Source organism: Gilvibacter sp., from assembly GCF_013214815.1.
Taxonomy (GTDB): domain Bacteria; phylum Bacteroidota; class Bacteroidia; order Flavobacteriales; family Flavobacteriaceae; genus Gilvibacter.
In genome coordinates this window covers 23758-41434 of record NZ_JABSPU010000005.1, presented here as the reverse complement: position 1 = coordinate 41434, position 17677 = coordinate 23758, and the positions used below count along the sequence as shown (strand labels likewise).

General features: G+C 43.8%; 15 protein-coding genes. 12 read left to right on the top strand and 3 right to left on the bottom strand.

The features are described from left to right. The first annotated feature begins 60 nt into the window (after positions 1 to 60). The 4 genes from rpmB to ftsY all read left to right on the top strand — a co-directional run bounded on the left by rpmB (position 61) and on the right by ftsY (position 1750). Complete coding sequence (rpmB, locus tag HRT75_RS02060; protein WP_291182347.1) at positions 61 to 300, top strand: 50S ribosomal protein L28; 240 nt, start codon at positions 61 to 63, stop codon at positions 298 to 300. A gap of 19 nt (positions 301 to 319) precedes the next feature. After that, positions 320 to 502 carry a 50S ribosomal protein L33 gene (gene rpmG, locus HRT75_RS02055; RefSeq protein ID WP_087523039.1) on the top strand — a complete coding sequence of 61 codons (183 nt, stop codon included), beginning with the start codon at positions 320 to 322 and terminating at the stop codon, positions 500 to 502. Between the two features lie 33 nt (positions 503 to 535). Continuing rightward, positions 536 to 685 carry a DUF4295 domain-containing protein gene (locus HRT75_RS02050; RefSeq protein WP_291182346.1) on the top strand — a complete coding sequence of 50 codons (150 nt, stop codon included), beginning with the start codon at positions 536 to 538 and terminating at the stop codon, positions 683 to 685. Between the two features lie 105 nt (positions 686 to 790). After that, positions 791 to 1750: a signal recognition particle-docking protein FtsY gene (ftsY, locus tag HRT75_RS02045; RefSeq protein ID WP_291182345.1), complete on the top strand. Its 960-nt coding sequence runs from the start codon at positions 791 to 793 to the stop codon at positions 1748 to 1750. Here ftsY and HRT75_RS02040 read toward each other — a convergent pair. Continuing rightward, on the bottom strand, positions 1740 to 2861 hold the full coding sequence (locus HRT75_RS02040; protein ID WP_291182344.1) for a serine hydrolase: 1122 nt from the start codon (positions 2859 to 2861) through the stop codon (positions 1740 to 1742). The genes ftsY and HRT75_RS02040 overlap by 11 nt on opposite strands. Before the next feature lie 81 nt (positions 2862 to 2942). Between HRT75_RS02040 and rimO the strand changes: the two genes are divergently transcribed. Genes rimO through HRT75_RS02025 form a run of 3 tightly spaced genes read left to right on the top strand, consistent with a single transcriptional unit; the run spans position 2943 to position 6698 of the window. After that, the gene (rimO, locus tag HRT75_RS02035) at positions 2943 to 4244 is read left to right on the top strand and encodes a 30S ribosomal protein S12 methylthiotransferase RimO (RefSeq protein WP_291182343.1); all 1302 of its coding nucleotides are present in this window, start codon (positions 2943 to 2945) and stop codon (positions 4242 to 4244) included. Then, complete coding sequence (locus tag HRT75_RS02030) at positions 4228 to 5493, top strand: hypothetical protein (RefSeq protein ID WP_291182342.1); 1266 nt, start codon at positions 4228 to 4230, stop codon at positions 5491 to 5493. Before rimO ends, HRT75_RS02030 begins: the two co-directional genes overlap by 17 nt. Next, positions 5490 to 6698, top strand: a complete 1209-nt coding sequence (locus HRT75_RS02025; RefSeq protein ID WP_291182341.1) for a glycosyltransferase family 4 protein — start codon at positions 5490 to 5492, stop codon at positions 6696 to 6698. Before HRT75_RS02030 ends, HRT75_RS02025 begins: the two co-directional genes overlap by 4 nt. Here the strand turns inward: HRT75_RS02025 and HRT75_RS02020 are convergent, their stop codons facing one another. After that, complete coding sequence (locus HRT75_RS02020; protein WP_291182340.1) at positions 6699 to 7649, bottom strand: tetratricopeptide repeat protein; 951 nt, start codon at positions 7647 to 7649, stop codon at positions 6699 to 6701. 135 nt (positions 7650 to 7784) lie between these two features. Between HRT75_RS02020 and HRT75_RS02015 the strand changes: the two genes are divergently transcribed. Next, positions 7785 to 9446 (top strand): serine hydrolase, encoded by a 1662-nt coding sequence (locus HRT75_RS02015; RefSeq protein ID WP_291182339.1) that lies wholly within the window; start codon positions 7785 to 7787, stop codon positions 9444 to 9446. Between the two features lie 65 nt (positions 9447 to 9511). Here HRT75_RS02015 and HRT75_RS02010 read toward each other — a convergent pair whose 3' ends face one another. Next, a complete protein-coding gene (locus tag HRT75_RS02010) occupies positions 9512 to 11980 on the bottom strand; it encodes a M14 metallopeptidase family protein (protein ID WP_291182338.1) in 2469 nt (822 codons plus the stop codon). A 51-nt stretch (positions 11981 to 12031) separates the two neighbouring features. On the opposite strand from HRT75_RS02010, the gene bshC reads away from it, so the two are divergent. The 4 genes from bshC (at position 12032) to HRT75_RS01990 (ending at position 17661) form a co-directional block, all read left to right on the top strand. After that, positions 12032 to 13720 (top strand): bacillithiol biosynthesis cysteine-adding enzyme BshC, encoded by a 1689-nt coding sequence (gene bshC, locus HRT75_RS02005; protein WP_366665007.1) that lies wholly within the window; start codon positions 12032 to 12034, stop codon positions 13718 to 13720. Between the two features lie 70 nt (positions 13721 to 13790). After that, positions 13791 to 15320: a glutamine-hydrolyzing GMP synthase gene (guaA, locus tag HRT75_RS02000; protein WP_291182337.1), complete on the top strand. Its 1530-nt coding sequence runs from the start codon at positions 13791 to 13793 to the stop codon at positions 15318 to 15320. After that, positions 15320 to 17257 (top strand): LysM peptidoglycan-binding domain-containing protein, encoded by a 1938-nt coding sequence (locus tag HRT75_RS01995; protein WP_291182336.1) that lies wholly within the window; start codon positions 15320 to 15322, stop codon positions 17255 to 17257. Before guaA ends, HRT75_RS01995 begins: the two co-directional genes overlap by 1 nt. Next, entirely contained in the window at positions 17254 to 17661 is a 408-nt protein-coding gene (locus tag HRT75_RS01990; protein ID WP_291182335.1) for an OsmC family protein, read from the top strand. The genes HRT75_RS01995 and HRT75_RS01990 overlap by 4 nt, the downstream gene beginning before the upstream one ends. Positions 17662 to 17677 lie beyond the last annotated feature (16 nt).

Below are 17677 nucleotides of genomic sequence, written 5' to 3'. Positions count from 1 at the left end.
AGATTTAATTTTTCTAAATTTGCACCCTGTTTAAAAATAACATTTTAAAGGAAAGCACCGATGTCAAGAGTTTGTGAGCTTACTGGAAAGAAAGCAATGGTAGGGAATAACGTTTCTCACGCCTTGAACAGAACAAAACGCAAGTTTGATGTAAACTTGATCAAAAAGCGTTTTTACATCCCAGAAGAGGATAAGTGGATTACACTTAAGATCTCTACTTCTGCTTTGAAAGATATTAACAAGCGAGGAATCTCTGCTGTGCTTAAAGAAGCCCGCGAAAAAGGATTTCTTAAAAAATAACACCTAAAGGTCTCTAACCATGGCAAAGAAAGGAAACAGAGTACAGGTTATTTTGGAGTGCACAGAGCACAAGGAGTCAGGAATGCCTGGAACTTCTCGTTACATCACTACCAAGAATAAAAAGAACACGCCAGATCGTATCGAATTGAAAAAATTCAACCCGATCTTGAAGCGCATGACTGTTCACAAAGAAATTAAGTAAGCACGGAGCCGCTGGCACCTTAAAACATTAATTATGGCAAAGAAATCAGTAGCATCCTTACAGACCGGATCAAAGCGATTGACCAAAGCGGTAAAAATGGTAAAGTCTCCTAAGACTGGAGCTTACACCTTTGTTGAGTCTATCATGTCTCCAGACGCCGTAAACGACTGGTTAAAAAAGTAATCAGCGCTTTTAGCGTAACGATATTTAGGGCTGTCTTTTTCAAAAAGACGGCCCTTTGTTTTTTGTATCTTTGCTAGCTCTTAAAGTCAATAATCAGAAGCATTCATGAGCTTTTTCAAGAAAATATTTACCAAAGAAAAAAAGGAGAATCTGGACAAAGGACTGGAAAAGTCTAAAGCCAGCTTTTTTGATAAACTCTCTAAGGCTGTAGCCGGGAAATCTAAAGTAGATGATGATGTCCTGGATGAGCTGGAGGAGGTTTTGGTTCGATCTGATGTTGGTGTGAACACCACTTTGAAGATCATTGAGCGCATTGAAGCGCGCGTCGCTAAAGACAAATACCTAGGCACCGACGAACTCAACCAGATCTTAAGAGAAGAGATCGCTGGTTTGCTTTCAGAGACCCATGACGACCAAAAGAATGATCCTTTTGGCTTGGAGTCTGAAGAGAAGCCTTACGTGATTATGGTAGTGGGCGTAAACGGTGTGGGTAAAACCACCACCATCGGGAAGTTAGCCAGCCAATATAAGGCTGCCGGGAAATCAGTGGTTTTAGGCGCTGCGGATACTTTTAGAGCAGCGGCTATTGATCAATTACAGATCTGGGCAGACCGTGTGAATGTACCTATCGTAAAACAAAATATGGGAAGCGACCCGGCTTCTGTGGCTTATGATTCTGTGGAGAATGGAAAAGCCAATGGAGCCGATGTAGTGATCATTGATACTGCGGGTAGATTGCACAACAAAGTCAACTTGATGAACGAGTTGACGAAGATCAAACGCGTGATGCAAAAGGTTGTTCCTGGTGCTCCGCATGAGGTGCTATTGGTCCTTGACGGATCTACCGGGCAAAACGCCTTTGAACAAGCTAAGCAATTCTCCGCAGCTACAGAAGTAACGGCTCTGGCCATTACCAAGCTTGACGGTACCGCCAAAGGTGGTGTGGTTATCGGTATTAGCGATCAGTTGCAAGTGCCGGTAAAATATATCGGGGTTGGAGAAGGGATAGAAGACCTTCAGATCTTTGACCGTTTGGAATTTGTGGATTCATTCTTCAATCAATAACGGCGTTGATCTTCTGCCAAAGCAGGTTGTCAAAGCCCGATGGTCCTCCGGTTGGCTCGCCAGCTGCCTCACCCATTCGGATGACAACCAGACCTTTGCTGGGCACCACATATAGCTTTTGATCATTTGCTCCTAATCCTGCAATGAGATCGTGTGGGGCATCAGGGATTAAAGCTCCGTCAAATTCTAAAGTACTCCCAGGGAGTCGATATTGATCCTTTCCATTTAGCCACCATAAATATCCATAGGCTGAATTAAGCTCTTGGGAGGTTTGGGTCATTGCTGAAAAATAGGATTCTGAAACGAGTTGATTTCCATCCCAGTTTCCCTCGTTTAAACACAAAAGGCCAAATCGAGCCATTGATCGGGCAGTGCTGAAATAGACTCTTGGAAACTTAAAATCGATCCATGCTCCGTCCATTCCAATTGTAGTTTTCAGATTTTGTTCGAAATAAGTATCGAAACCTTCTGGTATTGCTGCGTTCAAGGCAGGCTGTATTAAAGTATACATCGCGTTGTGATAATACCAGAAAGAACCAGGATCATTTAAATAGAAAAGGCATTCAGGTAGCGTACAATTGGTATTCGCAACGGTGTAATCTGCTCCTGTGGTCATAGTGATCTGGTCTTTTAGGCTTATTGCACTTTCTTGAGTCAACGGCATGCTAGTCCAGCCTTCTCCCAAATAGTCAGAAGTAGCATCTGAAAGGTCTAAATATCCTGAATCTTGCGCCATTCCAGTAACAAAGGCCGTCAAAGTCTTGCCTGCAGAGAACCAGGGATTGGATTCAAATTGAGAACCTCCGTTGAAATAATTCTCCAAAACGATCCTTCCATCCTTAAGGATCATAAAAGCCTTGGTGTTTTTCTCTTCAAGAAAAGTCAGCAGCTCTGTAATGGCTGTTTCGTTCCAGCCTATGTCTTCAGGAGATTCAATTTCCCAATCATTAGATCCGACCGGAGGAAAATAAAGTGATTGTTGGGGTTCAGAATCTGTATCGCCATTATCTTCCTGGATTATCTCCTCATCGGTAGTTGATATCGGTTCATCGCTATTGTTTGAACAACAAATAAGAGCAAAGCACAGAATTAGGGCAGCAAATGGCTTCATTTTGAAAATTGTTTTTTGCTTAGACTAATGTATTAAGATTTGGTTTAATTCGATGTACCTTTGCAAAACAAAAGAAACTGTATGCGCACCAAAAGCAGAAAGAATAATAAGATCAACGTAGTCACCCTTGGATGTTCCAAGAACGTCTACGATTCAGAAGTATTGATGGGCCAGCTTCGTGCCAATAACAAAGAGGTTGTTCATGAGGAAGAAGGGAATATTGTAGTGATCAATACCTGTGGTTTTATTGCAAACGCTAAGGAAGAAAGCGTGAATACCATCTTAGATTTTGTACAGCAAAAAGAAGATGGCTTGGTAGACAAGGTCTTTGTGACCGGTTGTCTCTCCGAGCGATACAAACCAGACCTCCAACAAGAAATTCCAGATGTGGATCAATATTTTGGTACCACCGAGCTTCCCGGCCTACTAAAAGCTTTAGGAGCCGATTACAAGCACGAACTCATTGGAGAGCGTCTTACTACCACACCAAAGAACTATGCTTATTTAAAGATCGCTGAAGGCTGTGACCGTCCGTGTTCCTTCTGTGCGATTCCCTTGATGCGCGGTAAACACCGTTCTACGCCGATTGAGGACTTGGTGGTTGAGGCAGAGAAATTAGCGGCTGATGGTGTAAAAGAACTTATTCTGATTGCTCAAGATCTGACCTACTACGGATTGGATCTATACAAGAAACGCCGTTTGGCAGACTTGCTTAAGGCTTTGGTGCAGGTTGATGGAATTGAATGGATCCGTTTGCATTATGCCTTCCCAACAGGCTTCCCAGAAGATGTCCTTGACGTTATTAAGCAGGAGCCTAAGGTGTGTAACTATATTGATATTCCGTTGCAGCATATTTCTTCGGACATTTTAAAGTCGATGCGCCGCGGGACGACTTTTGAAAAGACCAATGCGCTACTCAAGTTGTTCCGAGAAAAAGTACCGGGAATGGCTATTCGTACCACATTGATCGTTGGGTATCCCGGAGAAACGGAAGAGCACTTCCAAGAGCTCAAGCAGTGGGTGGCTGATATGCGCTTTGAACGTTTGGGTTGTTTTACCTATTCTCATGAAGAGAATACGCATGCCTACAATTTAGTGGACGATGTCCCTGAAGATGTTAAGCAAGACCGCGCCAATCAGATTATGGAGCTACAGTCGCAGATCTCTTGGGAACTCAACCAAGAAAAGATCGGGCAGGAGTTCAAGGTGCTTATAGACAGAAAGGAAGGTAATAACTACATAGGCCGCACGGAATTTGATTCTCCAGATGTGGATAACGAAGTCTTGTTAGATGCTACTCAGCAATATTTAAAGACGGGAGACTTTGTTCAGGTCAAGATCACAGAAGCCACAGACTTTGATTTGTATGGGGAAGTGGTATAAACATGCCTTGCAACTTTGTACATCGCTATTCATGGTGATTTTGTGCTGCTTTTCCTGTAGAGAAACTGAAGTACAAGAGCCTCAAGCCATAGAAGAAGAATCTTATATCTATACGGTAGAAAACCGCAGTAAAGGCTATGCAGGCATGTCCAGAATGTTTGCAACAGATAGTCTACTCTATATGAGTTGGGTGGAGCAAGTGGATACCTTGGCTATCTTAAAATACGCAACTTTAGACGGAACTAGTTGGTCAGCGGCCGAAACCATTGCTCAAGGGACTGATTGGTTTGTCAATTGGGCTGACTTTCCCCAGATTGCGGTAAACAATGGCTATGTGTTTACACATTACTTGCAGAAATCTGCGCCAGATACTTATGCTTACGATATTGTTTTTAAGATCAAAAACCCTACGACGGGATTGTGGTCTGAGCCCAGAAAGCTGCATACAGATAGTACGCAAAGCGAACACGGGTTTGTTTCAGTGGTTCCCTACAAGTCTGGCTTTATGGCGAGTTGGTTGGATGGGCGAACTACGGTGAATCGTCCGGATTCTTTGAGGCAGATGACGGTTCGCGCAGGAATTATTAACACAGATGGAACCTTGGGCCAGCAGTGGGAGTTAGACGATCGAGTTTGTGATTGTTGTAATACTGATATTGCCAATACTCCTGATGGTCCTGTAGTGGTCTATCGCGACCGATCAGAAGATGAGGTCCGTGATATCTCTATAGTGCGAATGATTAATGAAGAATCTTGGTCAATTCCTGAGACTGTGCACAATGACAATTGGAAGATTCATGGCTGCCCAGTCAATGGCCCAGCGGTGACCATGGCTGGAGATCAACTTGCAGTGGCTTGGTTTACAGCGGCAAATAACGAACCCGAGGTAAGGCTTTCTTACTCAATTAATTCAAGCCAAGAGTTTGGATTAGCTTATCCTGTGAACCGCGGAGAGGCAATAGGAAGGGTTGATGTAGCATCAGATACGCTTGGGAATACCTATACTATTTGTGTTGACGATAACGGCTTATCTTCCTCTTTAAATTTAAATGCTAAATCTTATGAGGAAAGCACTATTATCAATACCCAATTGACTTATTTTTCAGCAGAAAGAGCAAGCGGTTTTCCTCAAATAGCCGTTTTTAAAGACTATTTGTACATTTCTTACACGGAAACAGATCAAGAAAGCTCTGATATAAAAATGATTAGGATTCCTTTGAATCAAGTGGAGTTTTTAAAGCGCACATGATCAAAGTAATCATCATCGGCCACGGAATTCCTGAACCGCAAAGCACTGGGGCAGGGGTTTATATGGCACAGTTGATCGATCTCTTTTTGCAAGGTAATTATGAGCTTCATTTTTGTTCGGCGGCTGAGGCCACTGCCGAAGGCCTTCTCATTGAAAAGAACATTCCTTACACTCAGATTCAATTGAATTCAGACAGCTTTAATGCTTTCATCAAAGCATTGGATCCGCAGATCGTGGTCTTTGATCGGTTTATGACCGAGGAGCAATACAGTTGGCGCGTGCGTGAAGCTTGCCCTGATGCGTTGCGTATTTTAGATACGGAAGATCTGCATTTTTTACGCGAGCATCGCAGAACAAGCAATGACCCTAAACCGCCAGCAACACTTTCTGATCTGGCCAAAAGAGAGTTGGCCGCTATTTTTAGATCAGATTTAAGTTTGATCCTATCCAAACCAGAGTTCGACATCTTGACCAGAGCTTATCAGGTCCCAGAGGCCGCATTGCTGCATTTACCATTTCTTGAGAAATACATTCCTCAGCATACAGAATTAACAGCTTACGAGGATCGAAAGGACTTTTGTTTTGTGGGAACAGCCAAACACAAACCCAATGTCGCTGCCATTAAACAATTGGCGAAGCTTTGGCCGTCAATTTCTAAAAGACTTCCCGAGGCAAAAATGCACATATACGGTTCCTATTTTACCGATGAGCTCAAGCAATTGCATAAACCAAATACTGGCTTTTTTGTGCATGGTTTTGTGGAGGATGTGCAAACAATGCTAAAGCAACATCGCGTACTGCTAGCGCCTTTGGAGTTTGGCGCAGGACTCAAGCGCAAGCTCTTTGACGCTTGGTTGGCGGGTTGTGCTGTGGTGACCACTCCAGTTGGAATAGAAGGGATTGGAGAGGCCGATAAGCTGCCTTTTATGGTTGCCGATGACTTAGAAACCGACTTTATCAATCTAGCCGTTTCAAACTACGCTCAGGAATCCCAGTGGGATCAAAATTGCAAAGAGGGATTGGCTTTGATTGCCGAGTATTTCAGTTGGGAACAGCGAGCGTCAGCAGTTTTAGAGACGATTGAATCCTACGCTTTAAACAAAGAGGAGTACAGCGCGCAAAATCCTGTAGGGCAAATGCTTTGGCATCAAAGTTTGCAAAGCAGTAAATACCTTTCCAAATGGATTGAGGCGAAGAATCGCTAACTATTGCATCCGCGACAAATCCACTTCCGCAGCGATATATCCAAAACTGGCCCAATCATCTCCGTCTAAAATATCTTTTAAAATCATCATGGCCTGCTCCTGCTTCTCATTGAGATAGCTCCATCGGGCTAAACCATATTTCAGGGCAGAATTGCTCGAATTGATCTCCGCCTCAGGATTATAGAGCTCATCCAGCGGTTTAACTCCTTTGTAAAACAAACAGGCATTTAAATAAGAAGCATTTTCGATGACTTCTAATTCTTGTTTGATCGGCTCTAAGTAAGCAGCGATCTCATCATCACGCCCGAGTGCTTTTAGAGACAATACAATCCAATGCGTGGCAGAAACTAAACCATCATTGTTTTGGGAAAGCTCTAAACATTTCTGGTAGGCCATCAAGGAGCTTTCATAGTTGCCCTTTAAATAATGGGCTAGCCCCAAGTGATAAAAGATGTTTCCGTGTTTGGTGGTGAGCCTGATTCCCTCAGCATTAGGCATGCCGTCATCTTCCAAGGAATTGGTTTCATCCAAAATGACGTTTGTTGCCCGCTCGAGATCTGCAATTGCTTTGTCTAATTGCCGAATAGAAATTTGACGATGTCCACGGTGACGCAGCAGTCGGGAATTGTTTGGGAACTGTTTGAGCCCCTCAGAATAAATGTCAATCGCACCTCGGTAATCACCAGTATAAGCAGTGAATCGCCCGTACCAGATCAGCTTTTCCAAGTCTGTTGAATCTGCTAAATACGCCTGCTGCTTTTCAATGAATTGTGCTTGTAGCTTTTCTGAAACTGCTGACGCGTACAGCGTATCTCCAGTAAATGAAATGGCTTGGTAAAAAGCCTCTTTGGGTTCAGTTTCTATAGGTTTCTCTACGTTTTTTGGTTGGTCATTGCAGGCCCAAACGAGCAGGACAGTGCCAAAGGCAATTAGTAGTTGATGGATTTTCATAGCTCTAAGATACTAAGCTCTTCCCAGAAGTATGAGTTATGTCGTTAATTTTAAATACCTTAAAAAAAATTCTCGCCTCAGCTGTAACTCAGCCTCCCCACTTGGCGTCAGATATACATCAAACAATCACTAAACATGAAAAATCTAAAACATACTTTCCGGACTGCTTTGTTGTGCTTGGCAATCGTTGCTTGCGGAGGCTTAAAACTTCATGCCCAAGACCTGAAATCAAGCGTAGATAAAATGCTCGCGGCGCAATATCCTGCGGATGCTCCTGGAATCTCTGCACTAATCGCTAAAGACGGAAAGGTCATCTATAAAAACGCCTTTGGCTTGTCCAATATGGAACTCTCGGTACCTTTGAATCCAGAAAACGTTTTTGAGCTGGGTTCTATAACCAAACAGTTTACTGCCGTTGCCATTTTAATGTTGCAAGAAGCCGGTAAGCTCGATGTTCAAGATCCGATCACCAAGTTCTTTCCAGATTATCCAACAGACGGAAACGCGATCAAGATTCATCATTTGCTCAATCATACCTCTGGTATTAAGAGTTATACCGGCATGCAATCTTTTCAATACAATGCGCGCAAGGATATGACTCCAACAGAGATCATTGATTTCTTTAAAAATGAGCCCATGGACTTCAAGACCGGAGATCAATGGCTTTACAACAATTCGGGTTATATCATCTTGGGTGCCATCATTGAGCAGGTTAGCGGCACAACTTATGAAGCTTTCATTCAGGAGAACATCTTTGATCCTTTAGGTATGAAGCACTCGTACTACGGCAGCAAAACAAAGTTGATCCCAAACAGAGCTTGGGGGTATCAACCTACGGATAGCGGATGGCGTAATGCAGATTACTTGAGTATGAGTCTTCCTTATGCTGCTGGTTCTCTAATGAGCAATGTGGAGGATATGCTGATTTGGCAAGAGGCTTTGAATGATGGAAAGTTGCTGCCCAAAGAAAAACTGGCTGTAGCTTTCGTCAATACAAGCTTGAACAATGGAGCCCCTACCTATTACGGATATGGCTGGCAAGTCAATGAAGTTAATGGGAGTCCAAGTGTAGAACATGGAGGTGGAATTTTTGGATACAACACCTACGGACTTTATTTACCAGACGAGGATGTTTATGTTATTGCCCTGTGCAACTCCAATGGAAACTCTCCTACCGATGTAGCCATAAAGATGGCTGCTATGGCTATTGGCAAGCCTTATCCCGATAATTCGCAGGGAGTATCTCTTTCAGAACAAGAACTGCAAAAATGGGTGGGTGCCTATCTTTTTGATGCTGACGTAGTTCGATTTGTGACTTTGGAGAATGGACAATTGTTCAGTCAGCGCGAGGGAAGTTCAAAACTCCCTTTGATCCCAGCGTCTGCTAACGAGTTTTATTTTGAAGGGAGTACTATCAAGTACACCTTCTCCATGGGAGACCAAGGCAAACAGGCCGTGTTTGAAGATCGAATCAACAAAGCAGTTGGTGTGGAAACGGCAAAGCAAGCTCCTACAGCTCCAGAAGAGATTGATGTTCCTGCCGCTGTATTGGCTAATTATCAAGGAACCTATGAGTTACAACCGGGGTTTGAGATCCGCGTGTTTTTAGAAGATGAGAAGCTCATGGTTCAAGCCACAGGGCAAAGTGCAGCACAGATCTATCCGAGTGCCCCTCATGAGTTCTTTTTAAAGGTAGTTCCCGGCGCCCTAACTTTTAATGTGGATGGAGATGGTAAGGCTACAGGACTTGTTTTAAAGCAGGGCGGTCAAGTCCTACCCGCTAAGAGAATAGATTAAGCAAACAGGAATTATAAAAAAAGCCGAACATTGCTGTTCGGCTTTTTAGTTTTCTGTTTTGTTGGCTACAGTCTAAAAACGTTGCTGTTGACCATAAAGATCCCATTGACCAAAAGTAGCTTTCCGTTTTCCCAGAAGGAACGGAACATGGGGTTGTCAACCATATAAACTACGCTTCCGCGTCCCATTCTAACCTCTCCGAATACCAAAGAGTTTTTAAGCGAAGCCTTAGCTGCTTCCCCAGAGAATCCAGCGACGCTTACCGCATCGCCTTCTATATAACCTACATTGTAACCATTGTCTAAGTGTTGGAATGAACTGCTGCCTAGTTTGAGACTGTAGTAAGTATCTCCAAACCCAAAGGCCATCGGGTGGGAATCGTCCATTTTGATCTTGTAAATAGCACCAGTGATGAAGTTCTTTAAACTCTCGCGTTCGCGTTGATCGTAAGGGGTTAAATTGCTAGAATCGTCATCAGAATCGCTGGTGTTATTTTTGAGTCCGAAACCATCTTTGCCGCTAAAGGCATTAACTGCTCGACCTAAAGCAATGACCTTTCCTCCGCCTCGAATCCAACTTTTCAGGTCGTCCAAGGTATTACCATTGGTCACACTTCCGTACCAGCCTTCTGGCATGATCAGCACATCAAAATTTTGAAGTACAGAAGGTCTAAAGCTTTCCGTATTGATAGAAGTGATCGGGTAGTGGAGCTGCTGCTCAAAGAAGTGCCAAAGCGCTCCATAGCTCAATGAAGAAGTTCCATCGCCTTGCAACATGGCGATACGCTGAGGATTGATCAATTTAATGTCTGGCGATCCAAAATCAGGAGTTCTATCCGCAAAAGAGGAATTGGAACTGTATAAATAACGGTCGTATTGCTGTGCAACTTTAATTAGGTTTTGTGGAAAATCTGGATTGTTTCTGTTGTCACTTTTGGTGATCACTAAACTTCCACGATCAAAGTTATTGCCGTTCAGTTGCATAGGCTTTTCTGTAAAACGTACTCGAACCCCGGCTTGCAATAAGGCTGATAAGAAACGCGCGTCTTCCATACTGTTCCATTTGGCGATGTATCCAGCCGCAACAGTATTAACGGTTTCAAAGTTCGATCCAGGAGCGCTTCCGCTTCCGTTAACTTTTACCGTGCTCGCTACACCATCTAAGCCGTATGCATGTACAAGGTTCCAGGCCGTGATGTCATAAGTCAAAGGTTCTTCTAAAGCCGCATCAGGCTCAAAAAGTACTTTGACCATTTTGCCCTTAGGCTGATCAGTATTGATGATCAAGGCACCTTGGTTACTCACACTGCCTTTGCCTTGAGTGCTGTATCGATAACCTGTAGCCGAACCACTGCTTCCAAAGCTGTACTTGATTTCATGACGATCCAACAACTGAGTCAGGGCGTTTATATTATCCGCATTACCGGTGAGCACAAAGCTCTTGTATTTCAAATTCGAATTGTTGAAGAACTTTTGGAATTCATCGTTGAGTTTGGCTGCGTTTTTAGCGCCCATTTCCACTGTAGAAAGCCCTGTAGTGGTGTGGTGCATAACGCGATCTAATAAAGTGAGTTCATAGCCTTCATCAGTATCAATCCCCAACCCAGCACGTCCGTGACCGGCTTGCTCGTAAGTCATTCCAATGGCACCCATAAAGGTAGGATAGGTGTCTCCATAACTTGGGTAAAGCAAGTCAAATCGCTCTCTTGAAAAGAATAGCCAACCTTCACGGTCAAAGTACTTGGCATGGTTTCTACCGATGGCTTCTTGAAAGTCGTACTGCCAATCACTAATGATCTCGTGATAAGGCGCAGCGGCCGGAGCAAAGTAATATGGCTCGTTGATGCCTTGTTCGTGGAAATCCACATGAATGTGCGGCATCCATTGGTTGTATATTTTTAGACGTTCTTGAGATTCTATTTGCGAGGCCCAAGCCCAATCGCGGTTCAAATCAAAAAGGTAGTGGTTTGGGCGTCCTCCTGGCCAAGGCTCATTGTGCTCGGTAGCAATTTGAGCGCTGTTATACGGTGTGGCCTTTACTTGGTTGTACCAGTTCGCGTATCGATCACGGCCATCAGGGTTGACGCAGGGATCTATAATAACGATGGTGTTTTGTAGCCAATCTTGCTTTTCGGTAATGAGCTTGTAAAGGGTCAACATAGCTGCTTCTGTGCTGGAGGCTTCGTTCCCGTGAACATTATAACTCAGCCAAACAATGGCAACTTCTGGATCTGCACTTCCACTAGCCAGACCAATACTTTTTAAGTTATCGGTTCGGATCTGATCGATCTTTGCCAAATTCTCAGGTGTAGAGACCACGGCATAAGTGAGCGGTCTGCGTTCATAGGTTTTTCCGTAGGTGTCGTATTGCACCATAGGGCTTTGATCTGCCACATGGTTGAAATAGGCCACAACATCGGCATGTCTGCTAAATTGTGTCCCAACGGGATAACCTAAAAACTCTTCTGGGGATTGCACTTGAGCCTGTCCAATTAGGCCCACAAACAATAAAAATAATAGGGTGATGCGTTGCATTGATTGGTTGTTAAAATAAGCTTTAAAGCTACGAAAATTGGGGCAAAGCAAATGGGCTCTAAAGGGAACATTAACGAATCTTTTAGAATCGATAGAAGTGAAGTTCGTATTTTTACCCTCCAATTGGAGCCAACCCATATGTCCGCAGTTTACGTACCCTATTCCCAGACTGGTTATTTTTCAAAGACCATATGTGATTATTTGGGGCAAGAACAGGCCGTAAGACCGTTCTACCACAGATTCCCGTCACTTGAGGCTTTATCCGATCAGATTCAAGAAAAACAGGCAACAGCGGTATGTGAACCAAACTGGCGTAAAACCCTTTCTGAAAGCTTGATGGCAGCCTACGGATCTGTCTCGATTAGCGAGGCTACCGCTGATAATATAGAATCACTCAAGCAATCAAATACCTTTACCATTACCACGGGGCATCAGTTAAACCTATTTACTGGGCCCTTGTATTTTTTATACAAGATCGTTTCGGTGATCAACTTCTGTAAGCAAGCTAAACAGACGTATCCTGAGCACAATTTTGTTCCTGTGTATTGGATGGCCACGGAGGACCACGATTTTGATGAGATCAACTACTTCAACTTTAGAGGGAGTAAAGTGGCGTGGAATCGCCAAGATGGTGGAGCCGTAGGCGATCTTTCTACGGAAGGACTTCAGCAAGTCAGTGAGGTGATTGGAGCGGCCCTGGGAACGAGTATTCAAGCAAGCTTTTTGCGAGAGCTCTTTGAAAACGCATATTTAAAACATGACGATCTGGCCACGGCAACACGATACTTAGCCAATGCCTTATTTGCCGATCAAGGTTTGGTAATCGTAGATGGTAATGACCCAAGACTAAAAGCTGCTTTTGTACCTTATGCTAAGCAAGAACTCTTAGCGCAGAAGGGACATGAGGTTATTAGTGCTACCACTACGGATCTAGTTGCTGCTGGATATAAGGAGCAGGTGCATCCTCGGGAAATCAACTTATTCTATTTGGACCAAGGCTTGCGCGAGCGAATAGTTCAAGTTGGCGATCAGTACGTGATCAACGATACCGATTTGTCTTTCTCAGTAGCAGAAATTTTGGCAAAGTTAGAACAGCATCCGGAGCAATTTTCTCCCAATGCGCTCTTGCGTCCATTGTATCAGGAAGTGATCTTGCCCAACCTCTGTTATATTGGAGGGGGTGGTGAATTGGCCTATTGGCTGCAGTTAAAAGATTATTTTGAAGCTGTAGGTGTGACTTTCCCAATGCTGATGTTGAGAAATTCGGCCTTACTCATCACAGAAAAACAAATGGGTAAATGGGAGCGTTTGGGACTAGACGTTGCCGATCTCTTTAAAAAGCCAGAGGCTTTGGCTTCTCATCTGGTCAAACAACACAGCGGTTTGCCCTTGGATTTTGAGCCGCAGAAGGCGCATTTGAAAAAACAGTTTGAAGCCCTTTACGAACTTGTAAAACAGACCGATCCTTCCTTTGAAGGTGCTGTTGCTGCTCAGGAGAAAAAACAGATCAATGGGCTAAAAAACTTAGAAAAGCGACTCCGTAAGGCGGAAAAACGAAACCACAACGATCGCATTGCACGGGCTCAAGAATTAAGAGATGCCGTGTTTCCTGCGAACAATCTGCAAGAACGCAAAGCCAACTTTTCTGAATTCTATTTGGAGGCCGGTGATGGGCTTATTCCACTGCTCTTGGAGCAATTGGATCCCTTTAAATCGGAATTTTCTGTAATTCGTCTGTAAGTGTTGATGAGTAGTTAATTTTTTTGACAGACTTTTTTAGCGAGTCGTCAAATTTCAACTACTTTTGCACATGCAAAACAACGTACTTATCCTCGATTTTGGTTCGCAGTATACACAACTCATCGCACGTAGAGTTCGCGAACTTAATATTTACTGTGAAATCCACCCGTATCACAAGGTTCCAGAGAATTTAGATCCTTTTAAAGCCGTAATCCTTTCCGGGAGTCCGTTTTCGGTTCGTGGAGAAGATGCCCCGCATCCGGATCTCTCTAAGATCAAAGGGCACAAACCCTTACTAGGGGTTTGCTATGGAGCGCAATATTTGGCGCATTTCCACGGGGGTAATGTAGCACCTTCAAATACCCGTGAATACGGTCGCGCGCGCTTAGCAGAGATCACAGATATCGAAGCTTTGTTTACCCATATTGAAACCGGTTCACAAGTCTGGATGAGTCACAGTGATACCATTGCAGAACTTCCAGAAGGAGGTGTGCGCTTGGCTTCTACGCATGACGTGGCCAATGCTGCCTACAAGATTCAAGGAGAACCTACATATGCTATCCAGTTTCACCCCGAGGTGTATCACAGTACAGACGGAAAGCAACTCTTGGAGAATTTCTTGATCCATATTGCAGGGATCAATCCAGATTGGACTCCTGCGCACTTTGTAGAAACTACTGTTGAAGAGCTCAAAGAGAAGTTGGGAGAGGATAAAGTTGTGTTAGGATTGTCTGGAGGTGTGGATTCCAGTGTTGCTGCAGTTTTATTGCACAAGGCCATTGGGAAGAACCTCTATTGCATTTTTGTGAACAACGGTCTTTTGCGTAAAAATGAATTTGAAAGTGTCCTAGAGCAGTATCAAGGGATGGGACTCAACGTAAAAGGAGTTGATGCCTCGGCACGCTTTTTGGATGCCTTGAAAGGAGTAACCGATCCGGAGGCCAAACGCAAGGCTATTGGACGCGTGTTCATTGAAGTTTTTGACGATGAGGCCAACCAGGTAGAAGGCGTTAATTGGCTCGGACAAGGAACCATTTATCCTGACGTTATTGAAAGCGTTTCAGTAAACGGTCCTTCTGTGACCATTAAATCACACCACAACGTGGGTGGCTTGCCGGATTTTATGAAATTAAAAGTGGTAGAGCCGCTACGCATGTTGTTTAAAGATGAAGTGCGTCGGGTAGGATCTCAATTAGAGATCTCTCCAGACATCTTGGGGCGTCACCCGTTCCCGGGACCTGGTTTGGGGATCCGTATTCTGGGCGATATCACCTCAGAAAAAGTACGTATCTTACAGGAAGTAGATCACATCTTTATCGACGGTTTGAAAAAATGGGGTCTCTACGATAAGGTATGGCAAGCAGGAGCGATTCTGTTACCCATACAATCTGTTGGTGTAATGGGAGATGAACGCACCTATGAACAGGTAGTTGCATTGCGCGCTGTAGAATCTACAGACGGAATGACTGCCGATTGGGTGGATTTACCACATGACTTCCTGCAGGAAACTTCCAACAGCATAATAAATCGAGTGAAAGGCGTTAATAGAGTAGTGTATGACATCAGTTCTAAACCGCCAGCAACTATTGAATGGGAATAATGAAAGGAATTAAAATTGGATTTTTGCTGTTCTTTGTAGCCCTCACTACTGCAGCTGCAGCACAGACCAGTTACAAAAGTCACAACGTAAAACAAGGAGAAACGGTTTACAGTATTGCCAAGCAATACGGAGTGACCGAGGAAGCTATTTATCGTTTGAATCCAGATGCTCGTCAAGGCATACAGGAGAACAATATTTTGATCATTCCATCAGAATCAGATCAAACGAACTACAGCGAACAAGTTGTCGATTTTAAAAGGCACCGCGTAAAGCGTAAAGAGACACTCTTTAGCATAGCCAAGAAATATGGAGTCACGGTAGACGACATCAAAAAATACAATAAGCGTCTTTATTCTGAAGAGCTTCGAAAAGGCGACAAGATCATGATTCCTGTGCTTACCCGCACAGTTGTGGTCACTACGGATACCAACACGGGCAATACTGGAAATACAGGAACTTTACCAGACAATACTACCGTTAAGGATACGACCAAAGTTCACACGGTCTTGCCCAAGGAAACCAAATATGGTATCGCTCGCAAATATGGAATCAGTATTGCAGAGTTAGAAGCATTAAATCCGCAGATCGGTGACACCCTACAAATGGGAGCTGTACTAAAAGTGCCGCAAAATGAAGTGGTTGCAGATGCTACTGTAGATGATTCCCTCTATGATTTTTACGAGGTACAACCCAAAGAAGGATTTTACCGCTTAAAGGTGAAGTTCGGATTAACAGAGGATGAGATCGTTGCTTTGAACCCATACGCCAAAGATGGCCTAAAAGCTGGGATGATCCTAAAATTACCTAAAATGGGTGATGCTGGTACAGAGGCCAGTGCCAATCTGGTCAATCTGGAATATCAGATCTCCAATTACGATACCAAAAAATTAGTGGTTATGTTGCCTTTTGACTTGACCAAAGTCTCGAGAGATTCTGTAGAGGCCAATGAAGATTTGCTCATCAACAGCCGTACTTTAAATATTGCTTTAGATTTCTACAGCGGGGTTTTAATGGCTGCTGATTTTGCAAAGGACAAAGGACTTTCTGTGGATCTGCAAATACTCGATACGGAAGGCAAATCGTCTAAGGTCAGTCAATTGATCGCGCAAGGGAATTTTGATGAGGTGGATGCTGTAATTGGTCCACTCTTTCAAAAGAACGCAACCAGCGCGAGTAACGCCCTACGCAGAGCAGATGTTCCTGTACTTTCACCGTTGAGCAATCAACAAGCTAATGGCGGCCGCAATTTTTTCAATACAGTACCTTCTGAGGCTTTCTTAGAAGCGCGAATGATGGAGTACTTACAAGCCAATAGTGCAGGGAAAAATATGATCATCATTGCCGATGCTAAAAAGGCGCGTGAAAAGAATATGCTGCGCAATGCATTTCCAAACGCCAAGGTGCTTGACCCGCGTGAGGAACAATTCCTTTACGTGGTGGATATCCAAGATCAGCTAGATCCGATTGCAGACAATTGGGTGGTCTTAGCTTCAGATAATCCAGTGCTGGTCAGTAATGTGATTGGTTTACTCAATGGGCTTCCTCCAGACAAGACTGTGCGCTTATTTACTTTGGACAAATCCGATGCCTATGAGTTTGAAGATATTCAAAACTCAAATTTGGCGCGTTTGAAGTTTACTTATCCTTCTGTGTATCGCAGTTTTGACTATGACAATCCGGAGGCTTTTGTAACCAGTTATAAAAACAAATACGGGGTGTATCCAAACCGTTTTGCGATACGTGGATTTGACGTGACCTACGATTGTTTATTGCGTTTAGGTATGTCAGAATCCCTCTATGATGCGATTGACTTGGATGGAGAAACGCAGTATGTGGGGAATAAGTTCTATTATGTTCGAAGCGGAAGCGGCTATGCCAACAATGCTGGTTATATCATGATGTACGGAGAAGACCTAAAACTTATCGAAGTAGAATGAGCACAGCTAAAGTGACCTATTTGGGTGGTTTGAGAACCCAAAATCAGCATATAAAATCAGGTGGAGAATATTTTACCGATGCTCCTGTAGACAATCACGGTAAGGGCGAGGCCTTTTCGCCTACAGATACTGTTGCCACTGGCTTAGCCAATTGTATGCTTACCGTTATGGGCATTAAGGCGAATCAAATGGAGGTCAATATGGAAGGCAGTTATGCTGAGGTTACTAAGGTAATGGCCAGTGACCCGCGTCGTATCTCTGAAATTCATGTACAACTGCACCTACCTGCTGACTTGGATGACAAGGCCAAAACTATCTTACAACGTACCGGAGAGACCTGCCCGGTGCATTACAGCTTGCATCCAGACATCCGCAAAGTGGTGAATTTTCATTGGGATCTTTAAAGAGAACTCAATAATG

Coding starts and splice junctions, on each gene's coding strand:
- rpmB (WP_291182347.1), top strand. CDS start 61: ATGTCAAGAGTTTGTGAGCTTACTGGAAAGAAAGCAATGGTAGGGAAT.
- HRT75_RS02015 (WP_291182339.1), top strand. CDS start 7,785: ATGAAAAATCTAAAACATACTTTCCGGACTGCTTTGTTGTGCTTGGCA.
- rpmG (WP_087523039.1), top strand. CDS start 320: ATGGCAAAGAAAGGAAACAGAGTACAGGTTATTTTGGAGTGCACAGAG.
- HRT75_RS01995 (WP_291182336.1), top strand. CDS start 15,320: ATGAAAGGAATTAAAATTGGATTTTTGCTGTTCTTTGTAGCCCTCACT.
- HRT75_RS02020 (WP_291182340.1), bottom strand. CDS start 7,649: ATGAAAATCCATCAACTACTAATTGCCTTTGGCACTGTCCTGCTCGTT.
- rimO (WP_291182343.1), top strand. CDS start 2,943: ATGCGCACCAAAAGCAGAAAGAATAATAAGATCAACGTAGTCACCCTT.
- HRT75_RS02010 (WP_291182338.1), bottom strand. CDS start 11,980: ATGCAACGCATCACCCTATTATTTTTATTGTTTGTGGGCCTAATTGGA.
- HRT75_RS02025 (WP_291182341.1), top strand. CDS start 5,490: ATGATCAAAGTAATCATCATCGGCCACGGAATTCCTGAACCGCAAAGC.
- HRT75_RS02040 (WP_291182344.1), bottom strand. CDS start 2,861: ATGAAGCCATTTGCTGCCCTAATTCTGTGCTTTGCTCTTATTTGTTGT.
- bshC (WP_366665007.1), top strand. CDS start 12,032: ATGGGCTCTAAAGGGAACATTAACGAATCTTTTAGAATCGATAGAAGT.
- guaA (WP_291182337.1), top strand. CDS start 13,791: ATGCAAAACAACGTACTTATCCTCGATTTTGGTTCGCAGTATACACAA.
- HRT75_RS01990 (WP_291182335.1), top strand. CDS start 17,254: ATGAGCACAGCTAAAGTGACCTATTTGGGTGGTTTGAGAACCCAAAAT.
- ftsY (WP_291182345.1), top strand. CDS start 791: ATGAGCTTTTTCAAGAAAATATTTACCAAAGAAAAAAAGGAGAATCTG.
- HRT75_RS02030 (WP_291182342.1), top strand. CDS start 4,228: ATGGGGAAGTGGTATAAACATGCCTTGCAACTTTGTACATCGCTATTC.
- HRT75_RS02050 (WP_291182346.1), top strand. CDS start 536: ATGGCAAAGAAATCAGTAGCATCCTTACAGACCGGATCAAAGCGATTG.